Annotated in this window: 17 protein-coding genes; 6 read left to right on the top strand and 11 right to left on the bottom strand. The window is 66.2% G+C overall.

All coding sequences use genetic code 11. From position 1 onward, the window contains the following. Positions 1 to 46 precede the first annotated feature (46 nt). From DQP57_RS07385 to DQP57_RS07375, 3 genes are all read left to right on the top strand, one after another. The gene (locus tag DQP57_RS07385; RefSeq protein WP_043410090.1) at positions 47 to 1,201 is read left to right on the top strand and encodes an acyl-CoA dehydrogenase family protein; all 1,155 of its coding nucleotides are present in this window, start codon (positions 47 to 49) and stop codon (positions 1,199 to 1,201) included. Between the two features lie 26 nt (positions 1,202 to 1,227). Beyond that, positions 1,228 to 2,781, top strand: coding sequence for an acyl-CoA synthetase (locus DQP57_RS07380; protein ID WP_112632379.1), 1,554 nt, complete (start codon positions 1,228 to 1,230; stop codon positions 2,779 to 2,781). A 219-nt stretch (positions 2,782 to 3,000) separates the two neighbouring features. Further along, positions 3,001 to 3,594, top strand: coding sequence for a TetR/AcrR family transcriptional regulator (locus tag DQP57_RS07375; protein ID WP_011560588.1), 594 nt, complete (start codon positions 3,001 to 3,003; stop codon positions 3,592 to 3,594). Here the strand turns inward: DQP57_RS07375 and DQP57_RS07370 are convergent. From DQP57_RS07370 to DQP57_RS07315, 11 genes are all read right to left on the bottom strand, one after another. Continuing rightward, positions 3,591 to 5,312: an acyclic terpene utilization AtuA family protein gene (locus DQP57_RS07370; RefSeq protein ID WP_430918385.1), complete on the bottom strand. Its 1,722-nt coding sequence runs from the start codon at positions 5,310 to 5,312 to the stop codon at positions 3,591 to 3,593. The genes DQP57_RS07375 and DQP57_RS07370 overlap by 4 nt on opposite strands. Further along, positions 5,309 to 6,121, bottom strand: coding sequence for a TIGR03084 family metal-binding protein (locus tag DQP57_RS07365; protein ID WP_067330705.1), 813 nt, complete (start codon positions 6,119 to 6,121; stop codon positions 5,309 to 5,311). Before DQP57_RS07365 ends, DQP57_RS07370 begins: the two co-directional genes overlap by 4 nt. 1 nt (position 6,122) lies before the next feature. Further along, the gene (locus DQP57_RS07360) at positions 6,123 to 6,890 is read right to left on the bottom strand and encodes an enoyl-CoA hydratase/isomerase family protein (protein ID WP_112632378.1); all 768 of its coding nucleotides are present in this window, start codon (positions 6,888 to 6,890) and stop codon (positions 6,123 to 6,125) included. Positions 6,891 to 6,933: 43 nt separating this feature from the next. Further along, positions 6,934 to 7,404 carry a MaoC/PaaZ C-terminal domain-containing protein gene (locus DQP57_RS07355; protein WP_011560592.1) on the bottom strand — a complete coding sequence of 157 codons (471 nt, stop codon included), beginning with the start codon at positions 7,402 to 7,404 and terminating at the stop codon, positions 6,934 to 6,936. Then, the gene (locus tag DQP57_RS07350; RefSeq protein WP_017205330.1) at positions 7,401 to 7,892 is read right to left on the bottom strand and encodes an FAS1-like dehydratase domain-containing protein; all 492 of its coding nucleotides are present in this window, start codon (positions 7,890 to 7,892) and stop codon (positions 7,401 to 7,403) included. The genes DQP57_RS07355 and DQP57_RS07350 overlap by 4 nt, the downstream gene beginning before the upstream one ends. A gap of 32 nt (positions 7,893 to 7,924) precedes the next feature. Next, on the bottom strand, positions 7,925 to 8,350 hold the full coding sequence (locus DQP57_RS07345) for a dihydroxy-acid dehydratase (protein ID WP_011560594.1): 426 nt from the start codon (positions 8,348 to 8,350) through the stop codon (positions 7,925 to 7,927). Beyond that, a complete protein-coding gene (locus DQP57_RS07340; protein WP_011560595.1) occupies positions 8,347 to 8,805 on the bottom strand; it encodes an FAS1-like dehydratase domain-containing protein in 459 nt (152 codons plus the stop codon). The genes DQP57_RS07345 and DQP57_RS07340 overlap by 4 nt, the downstream gene beginning before the upstream one ends. Then, positions 8,798 to 9,841 (bottom strand): LLM class flavin-dependent oxidoreductase, encoded by a 1,044-nt coding sequence (locus DQP57_RS07335; RefSeq protein ID WP_043410103.1) that lies wholly within the window; start codon positions 9,839 to 9,841, stop codon positions 8,798 to 8,800. The genes DQP57_RS07340 and DQP57_RS07335 overlap by 8 nt, the downstream gene beginning before the upstream one ends. Then, positions 9,838 to 10,275: a Zn-ribbon domain-containing OB-fold protein gene (locus DQP57_RS07330; protein WP_112632377.1), complete on the bottom strand. Its 438-nt coding sequence runs from the start codon at positions 10,273 to 10,275 to the stop codon at positions 9,838 to 9,840. The genes DQP57_RS07335 and DQP57_RS07330 overlap by 4 nt, the downstream gene beginning before the upstream one ends. Then, positions 10,272 to 11,438 carry a thiolase family protein gene (locus tag DQP57_RS07325; protein ID WP_112632376.1) on the bottom strand — a complete coding sequence of 389 codons (1,167 nt, stop codon included), beginning with the start codon at positions 11,436 to 11,438 and terminating at the stop codon, positions 10,272 to 10,274. The genes DQP57_RS07330 and DQP57_RS07325 overlap by 4 nt, the downstream gene beginning before the upstream one ends. A gap of 281 nt (positions 11,439 to 11,719) precedes the next feature. After that, complete coding sequence (locus tag DQP57_RS07315; protein ID WP_112632375.1) at positions 11,720 to 12,724, bottom strand: helix-turn-helix domain-containing protein; 1,005 nt, start codon at positions 12,722 to 12,724, stop codon at positions 11,720 to 11,722. Between the two features lie 115 nt (positions 12,725 to 12,839). Between DQP57_RS07315 and DQP57_RS07310 the strand changes: the two genes are divergently transcribed. The 3 genes from DQP57_RS07310 to DQP57_RS07300 are packed head-to-tail and all read left to right on the top strand — an operon-like array spanning position 12,840 to position 15,775. Next, entirely contained in the window at positions 12,840 to 13,160 is a 321-nt protein-coding gene (locus tag DQP57_RS07310) for a 2Fe-2S iron-sulfur cluster-binding protein (protein ID WP_005086615.1), read from the top strand. A gap of 30 nt (positions 13,161 to 13,190) precedes the next feature. Then, positions 13,191 to 14,579 (top strand): cytochrome P450, encoded by a 1,389-nt coding sequence (locus tag DQP57_RS07305; RefSeq protein ID WP_025239363.1) that lies wholly within the window; start codon positions 13,191 to 13,193, stop codon positions 14,577 to 14,579. Beyond that, positions 14,576 to 15,775: an NAD(P)/FAD-dependent oxidoreductase gene (locus DQP57_RS07300; RefSeq protein ID WP_029644203.1), complete on the top strand. Its 1,200-nt coding sequence runs from the start codon at positions 14,576 to 14,578 to the stop codon at positions 15,773 to 15,775. The genes DQP57_RS07305 and DQP57_RS07300 overlap by 4 nt, the downstream gene beginning before the upstream one ends. The last annotated feature ends 2 nt before the right edge of the window (positions 15,776 to 15,777 follow it).

The following is a 15,777-nucleotide window of genomic DNA, read 5'->3' as shown; positions in this document are numbered from 1 at the left end:
GCGCGCTCCCGATCGGTGGCGCGTCGATACCGATGTGAGGAGTGTCATGGAATTGCACGAGACAGAGGAACGTCAGGACCTGCGCAAGGCGGTCGCCGAGATCGCCAAGGACTTCGGACACGAGTACTACCTGGAAAAGTCGCTGGCCGGCGCGAAGAGCACCGAGCTGTGGCAGGCCGTGGGCAAACAGGGCTTCCTCGGGGTGAACCTTTCCGAGCAGTACGGCGGCGGCGGCGGCGGCATCTACGACATGCAGATCGTCGGTGAGGAGCTCGCCGCGGCGGGCTGCCCGCTGCTGATGACCGTCGTCTCGCCGACCATCTGCGGCACGATCATCCAGGCATTCGGCAGTGAGGAACTCAAGCAGCAGTGGCTGCCGGGCATCGCCAGCGGCGAGACGATCATGGCATTCGCGATCACCGAGCCGGACGCGGGCTCGAACTCGCACAACATCTCCACGACCGCGAAACGCGACGGCGACGACTGGGTCATCAACGGCACCAAGTACTACATTTCTGGTGTCGACGAAGCCGAAGCGATCCTGGTCGTCACCCGAACGTCTACCAACGACAGTGGTCGCGGACTACTCAGCTTGCTCGTCGTGCCCACCGATGTCCGCGGGCTCACCAAGTCACTCATCCCGGTGCAGGCGGTCACTCCAGAGAAGCAGTTCACTCTATTCTTCGATGACGTCCGCGTGCCGGCCGCCAACCTTATCGGCGCGGAGAACGAGGGCCTGCGCCAGGTCTTCATGGGCCTGAACCCGGAGCGAATCATGGGGGCGGCGCTCGGCAACGGCATCGGTCGCTACGCGCTGGATAAAGCCGCCGATTACGCCCGCAACCGCCACGTGTGGGGAGCGCCGATCGGCTCGCACCAGGGCGTATCGCACCCGCTCGCCCACGCCAAGATCCAGGTTGAGCTGGCCCGGTTGATGACTCAGCGTGCCGCCGCCCTGCACGACGCCGGCGATCCGGGGTCGGGTGAGGCGTCGAACATGGCGAAATATGCCGCAGCCGAGGCGGGCATCCTGGCGCTCGACCAGGCGATTCAGACCCACGGCGGCAACGGCATGGCCACCGAGTACGGCCTCGCCACGTTGTGGGGTCCGGCCCGGCTCATGCGCACCGCGCCGATCAGCCGCGAAATGATCCTCAACTTCGTGGCGCAGCACAGCCTGAAACTGCCCGCGTCCTACTGAGTCGCCGCGGAATGAAAGGGAATCGCATGCAACTCGGCATCGGTCAGTGGGTGACCCGGCGCGCCTTCCTCAACGGCGGGCGCACCGCGTTGATCAGCAACGGCGCGCACATCACCTACGCCGACCTCGATCGGCGCACCAACCAGGTCGCCGCCGCACTCATCGCCCTCGGCGTGCGCAAGGGCGATCGGGTCGCGATGCTGCTGGTCAATTCGACCGAGTTCATCGAGGTGCTGCTGGGCTGCGCCAAAATGGGCGCACTTGCAGTTCCGCTCAACGTGCGCCTTGCCGGACCCGAGATCGGCTACATCCTGGCCGACTCAGGCGCCGATGTTCTGGTCTTCCACGAGCCGTTCGCCGCGCAGGCCAGGAGCGCCGTCACCGAGTCCGGAGTCCGCGTGCGCCATGTCGTGCGCGCCGGTGGGGTGCCGGCGCCGGGCGAGCTCGGCTACGAAGACGTCGTCTCGGGCGCCGCGCTCGAACCGCTCAACGGTGACGTCGACGGCAGCGACCCCGCGTTCATCATGTACACGTCGGGGACGACGGGCCGACCCAAGGGCGCGATCCTCACCCACGACAACCTGCTATGGAACGCGATCAACGTCCTCGGCACCGACATCGGCCTGCGGGGCGAGGACGTCACCGTCGCGGTGGCGCCGATGTTCCACATCGGCGGGCTGGGAGTACACACCCTGCCGCTGCTCTACGTCGGCGGCACCAGCGTCATCATGCCGTCCTTCGAGCCGCGAGCTACGCTGCAGGCGATGGCCGACCACCACGTCACGGTTCAGTTCATGGTGCCGGCCATGTGGACCGCTCTCACACAGGTGTCCGACTTCGACTCCTTCAACCTGTCTGCGCTGCGTTTCGCCATGGGCGGCGGGTCGCCCGTCCCTCTCACGGTCATCGACTTCATGCGCGAGCGAGGCGTGCCCTTCACCGAGGGCTTCGGCATGACCGAGACCGCTCCCCTGGTGACCGTCCTAGACGCCGAGAACATCAGCAAGCGGGCCGGGTCGATCGGCCGCGTCGCAATGCATGTCGACGCCCGCATCGTCGACGACGACGACCGCGACGTCGCGACCGACACCGTGGGCGAACTAATCGTGCGCGGCCCGAATGTGTTCACCGGCTACTGGATGAAGGCCGAGGCGAGCACCGAGGCGTTACGCGGGGGCTGGTTCCACACGGGCGACCTCGGGCGCATGGACGCCGAGGGCTTCATCACCCTCGTCGACCGCAAGAAGGACATGATCATCTCCGGCGGCGAGAACGTCTACCCGATCGAGGTCGAGCAAGTTCTCTTCCGCCACCCGGCGGTACTCGACGCCGCCGTGATCGGCGGCAAGGACTCAAAGTGGGGCGAACGCGTCGTCGCGATCGTCGTCGCCGACCCGGCAACACAGGCACCGAGCGCCGAGGAGATCGTGGCGTGGTGCCGGGAGCGGCTGGCGCACTTCAAGTGTCCGCGTGACGTGCACTTCGTCGCCGAACTGCCGCGCAACGCCACCGGCAAGCTGCTCAAGACCGAGCTGCGCGCGCAGTTCACGGGCATCGAGGGCGGAGTCGTTTTGCGCTGAGTCGTGCCGCTGCACATCGCGGGTTCGAAGCAGGGCCCCTAAATCATGAACTGAGAAGAGGATGCGACAGCATCGGCGGGGGCTAGCGGTTTCGTTCACCTCCCTTGATTTGGTGCGGCGGGTGCCGACGCAGGCAACCCCAGCGCCGGTAGGATCCCAGCCCGGCCCAGCGGATCGGACGGCGAACAACGTAACCACAAATCGACAGGAGGCCTGAAAGTGGCCGGTTTGCGCCGCAAACTGCTCCTCGAGGCCGCCGCCGACCTGTTCGCGCGGCAAGGCTTTCACGCCGTGGGCATCGACGACATCGGTGCCGCAGCAGGGGTGAGCGGGCCGGCCGTCTACCGGCACTTTCAGAACAAGGACGCGATCCTGCGCGAGTTATGCGACGCCGCCATGACTGAGCTGCTGGCCGGCGCCCGGCGCGCCACCAACGCCGGCACACCGACGGAGGTCCTGCACGCCCTTGTCGACCTACACGCGGCCTTCGGCGCGCGACGACGCGGCCTGTTGGCCGTCTACGCCCGCGAGCACCGCTCGCTGTCGCCGCTGGCGACCCGTGCCCTGCGACGCCGACAGCACAGGTACGAGTCCTTCTGGGTCGACGCGCTCGTACGAGCACGGGGCGATCTGGACCGTGAGCGCGCACAGGGCCTGGTCGCCGCCGTGCTGTCATTGCTCAACGCGTCCGCGTACATGCCGGCGTCGCTGGACGACGCGACGATTGAGGCGATGCTGGCCGCCGCGGCCGTTGCGGCGCTGTTCAGCCGCGCGGTTACACAGCAGGTAGACGGCGCCCCGCACCGGATTTAGTGTGTGTCGAGCAGCGACTGGGGAATGTCCACCATGCGGGACCGCACGTATTCCCCGAGCCCCTTGGCCTGCGCGTCCGGCCGGGTCGACGAGGCCACCCCGTCACCGAGCAAGCCGTGCACCACCACGTTGAGCGCGCGCAGGTTCGGCAGTTCGAAGCGCTCGATGGGCAGGTGCGCCGTCTCCGGCCCGAGCAGTGTGCGCAGCCGCTCGACGCTGAAGTAGTCGCACGCCCACGCGTACCCAGGGTCATCCTGTGCCCACACGCCGAGGTTAGCGTTGCCGCCCTTGTCTCCGGACCGCGCGCCGAGTACCGACCCGAGCGGCGCGCGACGTGTCGGCCCGGACGGCACCGGCAGCTTCGCGGGCGGGGCGATCCCAGCCGGCGGGACCGCACCGGTCGGCGGGTCAGGGATCTCGTGCCGTGTGCCGTCGGCGTCGACGAGTACGTGCGTGAGGGCCGAGCGCGCTATGTAGGCCGGCCGGTAGACGCCGAAGGCGGTCTCCGAGGACGGTGGCGTGGTGGTGTGGAAGCCGGCGAAACCAGCCAGGGCGATCTCCATGACCCCCCGGAGAATGCTCGGCCCACCTTGCGCGGGTCGGCGTCCTTCACCGTCACACGCAGGTGCGCGCAGGCTTGCTCGTTCGTCGGTGCATCGGAGACGTCGAAACGCAACAGCCTCACGTCGACTTCGTCGAAGGCGTCGCGTCCGCCGAGAACGTCGAAGAGCTGCTGTTCGGCGCAGGCCGCCTTGGCCTCGATGTCGAGGCCGGTGAGCACCAGTCATCGTGTTACGGAAGCCGCCCACCTCATTCAACGCCACCTTCAACGTGTCCGGCGGCGGACTGCCTTTCGTACCGCTGATCGCGACGCGGTGCTCATCCTGTTGAGCCAGCCGGATGGTGTCGAAGTGGGCGACGACGTCGGGGCCGAGGTAGGCAGGTTCAGCGATCTCGTAGAGCAGCTGGGCGGTGACCGTGCCGACTGAGACCAATCCCCCCGTGCCGGGATGCTTCGTGATCACCGAAGAGCCGTCCTCGGCGACCTCGGCGATCGGAAACCCCGGGTAGCGGCGGTCGGTGATCTCGTCGAGGAACGCGTAGTTGCCGCCTGTCGCCTGAGGGCCGCACTCGATCACGTGCCCGGCGACGACCGCGCCCGCGAGCCGATCCCAGTCCTCGGGCGCCCAGCTGTGCCACCAGGCAGCTGGACCGACCACCAGGGATGCGTCGGTGACCCGGCCGGTCACGACGACGTCGGCGCCCGAACGCAGCGCCTCGGTGATGCCCCAGGCGCCGAGGTAGGCGTTGGCCGATACCGGTTTGATGTCGCCGACGGGCGGCGTGATTGCGTGGAGGTCGCCACGTAGGTCGTCGCCCTCGACGTGCGCGACGCGCGCGGTGAGGCCGAGACGTGCGGACAGCTCGCGCAACGCGGCGGCCAAGCCGGCGGGATTCAGCCCGCCCGCGTTCGCGACGACCTTGATGCCACGATCGAGACAGGTGCCCAGCACCTGTTCCATTTGGGTGAGGAAAGTCCGCGCGTACCCGCCGGACGGGTCTTTGGCCTGGGCCTTGGCCAGGATGAGCATGGTCAGCTCGGCCAGATAGTCACCGCACAGGACGTCGATCGGTCCGCCCTCGACCATCTCGCGGGCTGCGGCGATGCGGTCGCCGTAAAAGCCGGAGCAGTTGCCGATGCGAACCGGGACGCTCACCGCTGACCCCCTGCGAACTGGCCCGCCACGCGCCCGCCGCCAGGGGGCCCCGCGAAGGCCTGGGCGATCGCGAGCCACTGGTCGGCCAGCGGTCCGTCGGCGACCAAAGCGGTGTCGTCGCGGTGGCGGCGTTGGGTCACCAACAGGCAAAAGTCCAGCGCCGGCCCGCTCACGCGGTTGGCGGCGTCGGCTGGCCCCCACGTCCAGACGCTGCCGTCCGGAGCGGTCAGCTCGACGCGTACCGGGTCCGCGGGGAGGTCCCGACCGTTGGCCAGGTAGCTGAAAGCGCGCGCACCCACCCCGATGTGGGCCACGTGCCGCAGCCGTGCCGTGGCCTCGCGGGTCGCGCCGAGCGCGTCGACGATGTCCTGGCCGTGCGCCCAGGTCTCCATGAGTCGCGCTGTCAGCGACGAGACCGCGCTCATCGGCGGCCCGAACCACGGCAGGCGGGTCGCCGGGGCAATGTCCGCGAACGCCGCAACGAGGGCTGCACGCGACGTGTCGAACCACGCGAGCAGGTCGGCAGCCGGCATTTGACGGCAGCGCTCAGCGATGACGTCGGGTGAGATGCTTCCGTCGGCCATCATCGGCAGGTAGTCGCTGCTGAAACCGTCGGGGTCGGTGGCCGAGCGCACCGCCACGTCGTCGAAGAACGCCAGATGGCTGATCTGGTCGCGGATCGCCCAGCCCACGGCCGGAGTCGGCGCGTCCCAGCCGCGCGGACCTTCGGGCAGCGGTGCGATGAGTTCGCGCAACGCGGCCGTTTCGGCTTCGATGTCGGCGATTACCGACTGCATGGTCACCGCCATGTCAGCGTCCCTTCCACTGTGGTGCGCGCTTCTCGCGGAACGCCGTCGGGCCTTCCTGCGCGTCGTCGCTCAGATAGACCGGCTCCCATATCTCGTCGGCCAGGTCGTAGGCGGCGGCGAGGTGGTGCTGTGCCGAGAGGTACACGGTGCGCTTGGACGCAAGCACCGATAGCGGTGCGTTCGCGGCGATGCTGAGCGCCAACTGCTGGGTACGCTCGCGCAACTGATCGGCCGGCACCACCTCATTGACTAAGCCGACCTGGTGGGCGCGCTCGGCGGTGATCGGGTCGCCGGTCAGCAGGATCTGCATGGCAACGCGTGGGGGCACCAGCCACGATAGCGGTGCCGCCCACGGCGACCCGCGGCCGACTTTGACCTCGCTGACGGCGAAGGTCGCGTGTTCGGCAGCCACGACCAGGTCGCACTGCTGCGCGAGCAGGAAGCCCCCGGCGAACGCGACACCGTTGACGGCCGCGATCGTCGGCTTCGCGACATCGATGTTGCGGCCGAACTGCGGAGCGAAGTCCTTCGGGGGCACCTTGAGCGCGTTCTGCGCCATCTCCTTCAAGTCCCCGCCGGCGCAGAACGCCTTATCGCCCACGCCGGTGAGGACGAGCACCTTCGCCGCGTCGTCGTCATTGAAGCGGCGTACCGCGTCGAAAAGCCCCGTGCGCACAGCGTTGTTCAGCGCGTTGCGCGCCTCGGGCCGGTTGATCGTCAGCCAGGCCACGCTGTCGACGACCTCGTAGCGAACCGGTTGCTCGGCCACCGAGCCTCCGTCCCTCACCGTCGCCTCGCATGTGAGTGGCAGCTCACCCCGGCACCTCGACAAACGGGTCGGCCAGCTCAACGGTGGCTTCACTCGGCACGCACGGACCATCTTCGCTCGAGACGAGCAACTCGAGGTCGACGAGGCGCCGTCCGCCATCGTCGCGTTTGGCCACGACCTTGCCGCTCAGGGTTGCGGTCTGGCCCGGATAGATCGACCGGATCATTGAGATTCTGCGGCGCCGGATGAGCGCGTCGGGTCCGGCCCATTCGTTGAGGCCGCGGTCGATGAAGCCATGGAAGAAGAGGGTTGACAGGTAGATCGTGCGCTGGCCCTGGCTGCGCGCGTAGTCGGGGTCGTGGTGACCGGGGAACCAGTCCCATGTCGAAGCCGCGTTCATGCAGATGCGCTTGTAGCTGATCTCGATCGAGACGGGCGTCAGGGTGTCGCCGACGGCGATGTCCTCGAACCGCACGGGGACGCGGACCATGCTGCGCTCGGTGGAGTCGTTCATGATGCGCCTTCACTATCGGCGGTGTCGTATCGGAAGAGCACGTTGGTGTTGCGGCCGATGACCTCACCGTGCTGGTCGGAGAAGGTGCTCACCGTGGTGATGAACACACCGGTGCCCACCCGCGTCGTCTTGGGCTCGGAGATCGAGGCGATCTCCTCCACGATCGACACGTGATCGCCTACCCGGGGCCGGCGTTCGAACTCCGTCGTCGTCGAGGCGTTGATGATGTGGTGGCCCGGCAACGGGACGCTGAGCGCGAACATCATGTCGGCACGCGCTAGGTACCCGGGCACCCACTGCGGCGCGAAGCCGAGGCTCATCAGCAGCCCGGGCGGGCAGTCCTCACCCTCCCAGTAACGGGGGTTCGCGTCCTCGACGAGCGAGCAGTAGTACAACACCATCGAGCGGTCGATCGGGAACCACGCATGCCGCGGTTCGGAGCGATGACCGACCCACGCCCGGCCTTCGTCGAAGGTCCCGAACGTCATCCCGAGGCCGGTGACGTCGCTCGTTGGCGCGCTCACCGGGTCACCTGCACGACGGCGCTCCCCTTTATCGCGGGTTCGCCGGTCTGGCGCGTGACCACGAGTTCGAGGTCTGCCACCTGCTGCCCTCCGGCCTCGCGCACGCCGGTGACCCTGCCGCCGAAGCTGAGCAGGTCACCGGGCCATACCTGACCGGTGAACCGGATGCGGAACGAGCGGATGTTGGCCAGCCCCACCCAGGCGGTCAGCCGCTGCGCGAGCACACCGCCGTGCAGCAGTCCCATGCCGAACACACCGGGCATGCCGGCCGCGCGGGCGAACTCTTCGTCGTGGTGGATCGGGTTGAAGTCGCCGCCGGAGCCGGCGTAGCGAACGATGTGCGAGCGCGTCAGCGGGCCGAACTGTGAGGTCGGCATCTCGTCGCCGATGGCCAACGCCACCGGCGCGGGGGATGTCGTCATTGGGTGGAGCCTCCGGTTTCGATCAAGACGTCGGTCTGGCGCACGACGAGTTCGTCGCGCTGGTTGGTGAAGTCGGTCTCGATCGTCACGATTGTCATGATGCCGCCGCGCTTCCCCTCGCGGCTGGTCACGTTCGACACCCGACGAGTCTCGGTGAGCTCGTCGCCGACGAACACCGGCGCGAAATACTCCCAGCCGCACTCACCGTGCAGTACGCGTCGCAGGTCGAGCCCGAGGGCGCCGAACATGTCGTCGTCGGCGCGCCAGTGAGCCGAGGAGACGACGAAGGTCGGAGGAGCGGGGATCGCGCCGAAGCCGGCGGCGCGGGCGGCCGCGACGTCCTGGTAGATCGGGTCGCGGTCGCCGAGCGAAAGTGCGAACTCGCGCACTTTGGACCGGTCGACGGGAAACGTGGTCCTCCCGAGTTGCGTCCCGATGAGCGATGCGTCAGCCACTCTGGTCACCTTTCCCGCCGGCGAAGGCCGGCGCACAATCGCGAATGAGGCTGCCGAGGTTCTCGGCGATGCGCTCGGGCGCGAGACCAATCGAGGGTGAGTAGAGAACGATGTGGTCCAGCACGCCCTCGTAGCGGCGCAGCCCTTCTCGGACCTCGGCGGCGGTGCCGGCCACCGCCATCGCGTCGATCATGTCGTCGGTGACCGCGGCGAACATGGCCGGCAGGTCACGCCGTGCGAACGCGTCGCGGATGGCCGCTCCCTGCCTGGCGAAACCGCTGACGTCGAGCACGTGCTCGTAGGTCTTCACCGAGGAGTAGAACGCGATCTGCTGCGCGGCCTCACGACGTGCGATCTGTGGGTCGTCGTGCACCGCGCAGATGACCATCGAGACGATCTCAATGTCGGCGGGATCGCGTCCGGCCCGCTCCGCACCGCGCACGACGGCTGGGCGGGCGACCTCCTCGACGTAGGTCGTGGTGAACAGCGGATGACCAGCCAACCCGTCGGCTACGCGCCCTGCCACCTCGCACATCCGCGGACGCACGCCCGCGGTGATGATCGGGATCGCTCGCTTCGGCGGCGCGACGTCGCCGGTTGGGACGAGATTCATCCGGTAGAAGCGCCCCTCATGGCGCACGGGGCCCTCGTGCAGGTTCCAGATCCGACGCACGAGCGGGACCAGCTCCTCCATGCGCAGAGCGGGAGCGGAGGTGTCCTCCACGCCGTGCCAGTCGCTCATCATGCGGCGTGTGCCGTTGCCGAGCCCGAGTACGACGCGCCCGCCTGAAAGCTCGTCGAGGTCACGCGCCTCGGTGGCGAGCACGAGCGGGCTGCGCCCGACGCCATACAGGATCGACGACCCGATGCGGCAGCGCTTTGTGCGCGCGGCCATCGCGGCCATCGAGATCGAGCCGGAGCGCGAGTAGAACTCCGAGGCCCAGGCGGCGTCGAAGCCGGCGAGGTCGGTAGCCTCGGCGGTCTCGACAAGGGTGGCCAAGTCCGCGCCGAGCACCGAGACCCCGTACGTGGTCACGACGCCGCCAGCCTGAATCGGACCAGCCCAAGGTCCTCGTTCACCCGCTCGAACACTGCGCGCACTCTCGTCCCGATCGCAACTTCATCTGGGGCCACGCCCTCGAGACTGGCCAACAACTGCGGCCCCTCGTCCAGACGAACGAGCACGACGACGTACGGCTCGCTGCGCGGGAACGAGTCCCACGGGGGGCGGTACACCGGCGCGAAACTGACGATCTCACCAGTACCCGCCGCGGTCTCCCAGGCCAACTCACCGTCATGGCAGACGGGACACACCAGCCGCGGGTAGAGGAAAGGGTGGTCGTTCGCGCACCGCTGGAAGACGAGTACACCGCGGGCCGCTGCTGCGAAGTAGGGACGGTTGACATCGGTCAGCGGCGGCAGCGCCTCAGGATCGTGTAGACCGTCGAGAGAACTCGAAGCTGCGGTCATGACGCTCCCTCCATCACCATGCTGACGTGACTGCACAGCATCGAGCCGTAGCTGTGCACGAACGCGGTATCCGCCCCGGGCACCTGACGGCCCTCGGCGCGACCGGACAACTGCCAGTAACCCTCAAGGATCTGCGAAATGCCAGAGGAGGTCCCGGTGTGCCCGAACCGGATTAGGCCGCCGTCGGTGTTCACCGGCAGGTCGCCGCCCGGATCGGCGCAGCCGTCACGGTAGAAATCGCCTGCCCCGCCGGGCTTCACGAAACCCGCCTCCTCAAGGATCATCGCCGGGTTGGAGGCGAAGGCGTCGTAGAGCAAGGCGATGTCGATGTCGGCCGGCGCCCGTCCGGAGCGCTCGAAGGCCATCGGACCAGAACGGGCGGCCCCGGTACGACCCGGCCGGGCCAGCGAGGTCAGAAAACCGTGGGTGTGACCCTCTCCGAAGCCGAGCAGGTGGACCGGCCGGTGCTTGCCCGCGCGAGCCCGGCGGGCCGAGCCCAGCACGAGCGCGCCACCGCCCTCGCAGGGAATCGAGCAGTGGTAGAAGTGGAACGGCCCGGCGATCGGGCGGGACGCCAGCACGTCCTCCACAGTCAGGCGTTGTGAGCGGTGCGCGATCGCCGCGGGATTCAGCGCGGCCCACCGGTCCTGCGACGCGGTGACCTCGGCGATGTCCGCCTTGCCCTGTCCCGTCTCGTGCATCCAGGCCTGCGCGATCAAACCGTACAGCGCCGGCACGGACGGTCCGTAGGGCATCTCGAACGCGTGGTCACACACCAGCGCCATCAGTTCGCGCCCGCCATCGCGGATCGGTGGAAACTTGCCCGCCGACACGACCAGCACCGTCTCGGCCTCGCCCCGGGCGATGACGTTACTCGCCATGCGCGTCATGGCCAGATGGGTCCCGCCGCCAAGCTGACAGGTCATCTGAAGTTTCAGGTTGTGCAGCCCGAGATAGTCCATGAGGTCCTCGGACAGGAAGATCGAACCCTCGTTCGTCATCGGCCCGGCGCACACGAGACCGTCGACCTCGTCTGGGACCACCCCTGCGTCGGCGAGAGCCGCGACCGCGGCGCGCACATGCAATTCAGTGGAGGTGTACGGAACGTTTCTTCCTGGAGCGAGTTCGGCGGCACCGATGATGGCCGGCTGGTCGTGTGGCATCCGGACTCCTTCCGACCACGCGTTCAACGCCGGTCCCGACGTGAACGACGGTTAGCATAGCGTGACTAGGGGGTCCGCGTCACCCCCCGCCCGCACCCGCCGCCAGCGCGGTATGGATTCTCTGGATGTCGTTGCGCCTCTTCCCAAGAGGGTGCTGCGATGACCGAAACCCGCGCCGATCGTGTCGTTTCTCGACGATGTCCAGGTGACAGATGAGGCCGATCGCGAAGCCCGCTGGTTCCGGTGGACGCCGGCACGCGCCCGGGCGGAACCTTGCGCGCTCAGTCGCGCGTTTTTCTGAAGTGGCGCGGTGACCGACCGGTCCACCGTTTGAAGGCATGTGTGAAGTTCGTGAGGTCCGCGTACCCGAGTTCTGCCGCGATCTCGCTTACAGACACCGATCTGTCGAGAAGTCGCAGAATTGCTCGCTCCTGCAAGAACGACTGACGTAATTCTCGAAAGGTGGTCCCCTCTTCGCTGAGGCGCCGCTTCAACGTGCTCGGGGATATCGAGAGCTCGCCCGCCGTCCGGCTGATGTTCGTTTTTCCGGGATCTTTCTCGAGCAGGTCCCTTACTTTTTCGGAGACCGACGTGTCACGTCGTTGATCGAGAGTTCGCTGCAAATCGGTGACGGCAATCCGGTACGCCACAGGATCGGAGAATCGACAGACCTCCTCGAGCGAAGCCGCGGGAACGTGGACGAACGAGCTGGGGGCGTCGAAGAAGATCCGACCCGCCAACACTTCGTCATGAAGAACCCACGACTCCGGTGCTGAATGACTCAGATGCAGTTCAATATTCGGTACGGCACCCGCGAGCATGTCGAGCAGACGCAACAGCGCCAGCCCACCGTAGGTGACGGCCAGGCAGTTCAGGCCCGCGTCACCGGTGCGACCGGTGAGCCCGATCGTGAGGCCGCGTTCCGTCGAATGGAACGTCGGGCTGAGGGCTGTGGTGATCACCGGCAGATAAGCAAGCAACTCGACAACCTCGGCTACCGAGCCCGCGCTGACCAAGGGAACACTGAGTGCCCCAAAGGACGTCAGTTTGGCGTGTTCAGCGAACGCGAAACCCAGACGGGTTCCCTGATCACAATCGAAATCGGAATATATCTCCTTGAACCACCGTAAGGGGACCTGCGCGTCGCGGCCCACCAACATCGACTCGGTGACGTGCTCGCGAACCATGATGCTGCGCAGCGCAATGCTGGCGTCATGCCCCAGCGCCTCACTGTCCAGCATCTGCAGGAAAGCCAGCGCTGGCATACCCGAGTCGTCGAGTTTCACGTGCCTCCCTGCGCGTGAGCTAAAAACACAACTCTTTGACTCCTGCGAGCCTAGCGACGCTGGTCACGCGCGACAACACTAAAAAGATGAAGTTCCAGATTGAGGAGAGTTAGTCATGGCAGTCGTCACCTTCGTCTCTCATGACGGCGAGAAGTACGAAGCCCCCTTGGCCGAAGGGCAGTCCTTGATGCAGATTGCGGTCAACAACGCGGTGCCCGGCATCGACGGCGATTGTGGAGGGGAAGCCGCATGCGGAACGTGCCACGTGATCGTCGCTCCCGAGTGGTCGGACACGGTGGGACTCTGCGGCGCCAACGAAGAGGAGATGCTCGCGATGAACCCCGAGCGTCAGCGGACGTCGAGGCTGTCCTGCCAGATGGCCGCCTCCGAGGCATGGGATGGCTTGACGGTCGAGCTACCTGAGTTCCAGCTCTGAAACAACGCCATGGATTTGGAGGAAACAATAATGAGTATTCCCGCGGCAGTGGCCGCCAAAGCCCAGTCTGCCGTGCCTCTGGAGCTGCAAATCCGCGGCGCACACCTCTACGACAAGACACGCCGGTGGGTAACCGGAACCAATGGTAAGAAGATCTTCACCGAGACGCCCATTCCTCCGGTCGAGGACATCGATATCGCCGACATCGATCTCAGCAACCCGTTCCTCTACCGCCAAGGCCGCTGGAAGTCCTACTTCGAACGCGTGCGCAACGAGGCGCCGGTGCACTACCAGGCTCACAGTCCGTTCGGCCCATTCTGGTCGGTGACCCGCCACGCGGACATCATCGCCGTCGACAAGAACCACGAGGCTTTCTCCGCAGAGCCGTTCATCATCATCGGGAGACCGCCTCGCTTTATGGACATCGCCATGTTCATCGCGATGGATCCGCCACAACACGACTTGCAGCGCGCTTCCGTCCAAGGGGTTGTCGCGCCGAAGAACCTGCGCGAGATGGAGGGGCTGATCCGCTCGCGTGTCCAGGAAGTGCTGGACGATCTACCGGTGGATCAGCCGTTCAATTGGGTGCACCACGTCTCCATCGAACTGACAGCGCGCATGCTCGCGACCCTGCTGGACTTCCCGTACGAACAGCGGCACAAGCTCGTGGAATGGTCGGACCTCGCCACCTCCATGGAGCAAGCCAATGGTGGTCCTTCCGACAACGACAGAGTGTTTCGTGGCATGGTCGACATGGCGAAGGGGCTCAGCGCTCTCTGGCATGACAAGGCGGCCCGTACCGCCAACGGGGAGCGACCGGGCTTCGATCTGATCACGATGCTGCAGGCCAACGAGGACACTAAGGATCTCATCGACCGCCCGATGGAATTCCTCGGCAATTTGGTACTGCTGATCGTCGGGGGAAACGACACGACTCGCAACTCGATGAGCGGAGGGGTTCTCGCCTTGAACCAGTTCCCCGATCAGTTCGAGAAGTTGAAGGCGAACCCTGACCTGATTCCCAACATGGTATCCGAGATCATTCGCTGGCAGACCCCGTTGGCGTACATGCGCCGAGTCGCGAAAAAAGACATCATGTTGAACGGGCAATTCATCCGCAAGGGCGACAAGGTCGTGATGTGGTACGCCTCTGGTAACCGCGATGAGCGTGTCTTCGAGCGGGCCGATGAGTTGATCATCGATAGGAGCAACGCCCGCAATCACATCTCGTTCGGGTTCGGCGTGCACAGGTGCATGGGAAACCGACTTGCTGAGTTGCAGCTTCGAATCCTGTGGGAGGAATTGCTCCCTCGCTTTGAGAACATCGAGGTGGTCGGCGAACCCGAGTATGTGCAATCGAATTTCGTCAGGGGTATCAGCAAGCTGATGGTTCGCCTCACTCCCAGGCCAAGTGCGTGACTCCCGAACGAGCGGTGATCGTCGGCGCGAGCCACGCCGGCGCGCAGTTGGCAGCTAATCTTCGAAGGGAGGGGTGGTCTGGGGAGGTCGTGCTCATCGGCGACGAGGGGGGACTGCCCTACCACCGGCCTCCGTTGTCGAAGGGATACCTGGCCGGCAAGAACGGCCTCGACGACCTCCTGATTCGCGGCGCTGATTTCTACGAAAAGCAGCACATTCGACTCTTGAATGCGACCGTGGAGGCGATCCACCGGAGTGCCAAGCGTGTGTCTCTGAGCACCGGCGACACGCTGACGTACACCAAGCTCGCGTTGTGCACCGGTGCAAGGGCCAGACGACTCCCCACACCAGGGGTGGATCTTCCCGGAATTCACTACCTGCGTACCGCTGCAGACGTCGAGTTGATCCGTGCCGCCGCTACACCGGGTCGGAGGGTTGTGATCGTGGGCGGCGGTTACATCGGGTTGGAAACGGCGGCCTCGCTGTGTTCGCTCGGCATGAACGTCACCGTCCTCGAGGCAACCGAGCGTGTACTCGAACGGGTCACCGCGCCGGAGGTTTCCGCGTTTTACACCCGAATCCACAACGGCGAGGGAGTGGAGATCCGAACACACGCTCTCGTCGAAGCCTTCTTCGGTAACGGTGGGGTGCAGGAGGTGGTGCTGGCTGACGGCGAACCGATCCCCGCCGACTTGGTCATCGTCGGCGTCGGTGTGGTGCCGAACACCGAGCTCGCCTCGGCCGCAGGATTATCCGTCGACAACGGCATCGTGATCGACGACCAGGCCCGCACCAGCGACCCCGACATCGTGGCCGCCGGCGACTGCACCAGCCACACCATGGCTCGATACGGCTCGCGTATTCGTTTGGAATCCGTATCGAGCGCCGGCGAGCAGGCCAAGATCGCTGCGGCGACAATCTGCGGAAAACACAGCGCAATCGCTGCGCTTCCGTGGTTCTGGTCCGACCAGTACGATCTCAAACTCCAGATTGCAGGTCTCAACGCCGGGTACGACGAAGTGTTGCTCAGTGGTGACCCGTCGCGTGAGCGTGACTTCAGCTGCTTCTACTTCCGCGAGGGCGAACTCATCGCCGCCGACTGCGTCAATCGTCCTCGCGATTTCATGTCCAGTAAGCGGGCCATCAGCCAGCAGCTCCGAGTTGACCGCTCAGAGCTCCTCGCCGGCTCGATCTGACA

Source organism: Mycobacterium colombiense, from assembly GCF_003284935.1.
Classification (GTDB): Bacteria; Actinomycetota; Actinomycetes; order Mycobacteriales; family Mycobacteriaceae; genus Mycobacterium; species Mycobacterium arosiense_A.
Note: the sequence above shows the minus strand (reverse complement) of the source record. Positions and strands in the feature narration are given on the sequence as shown.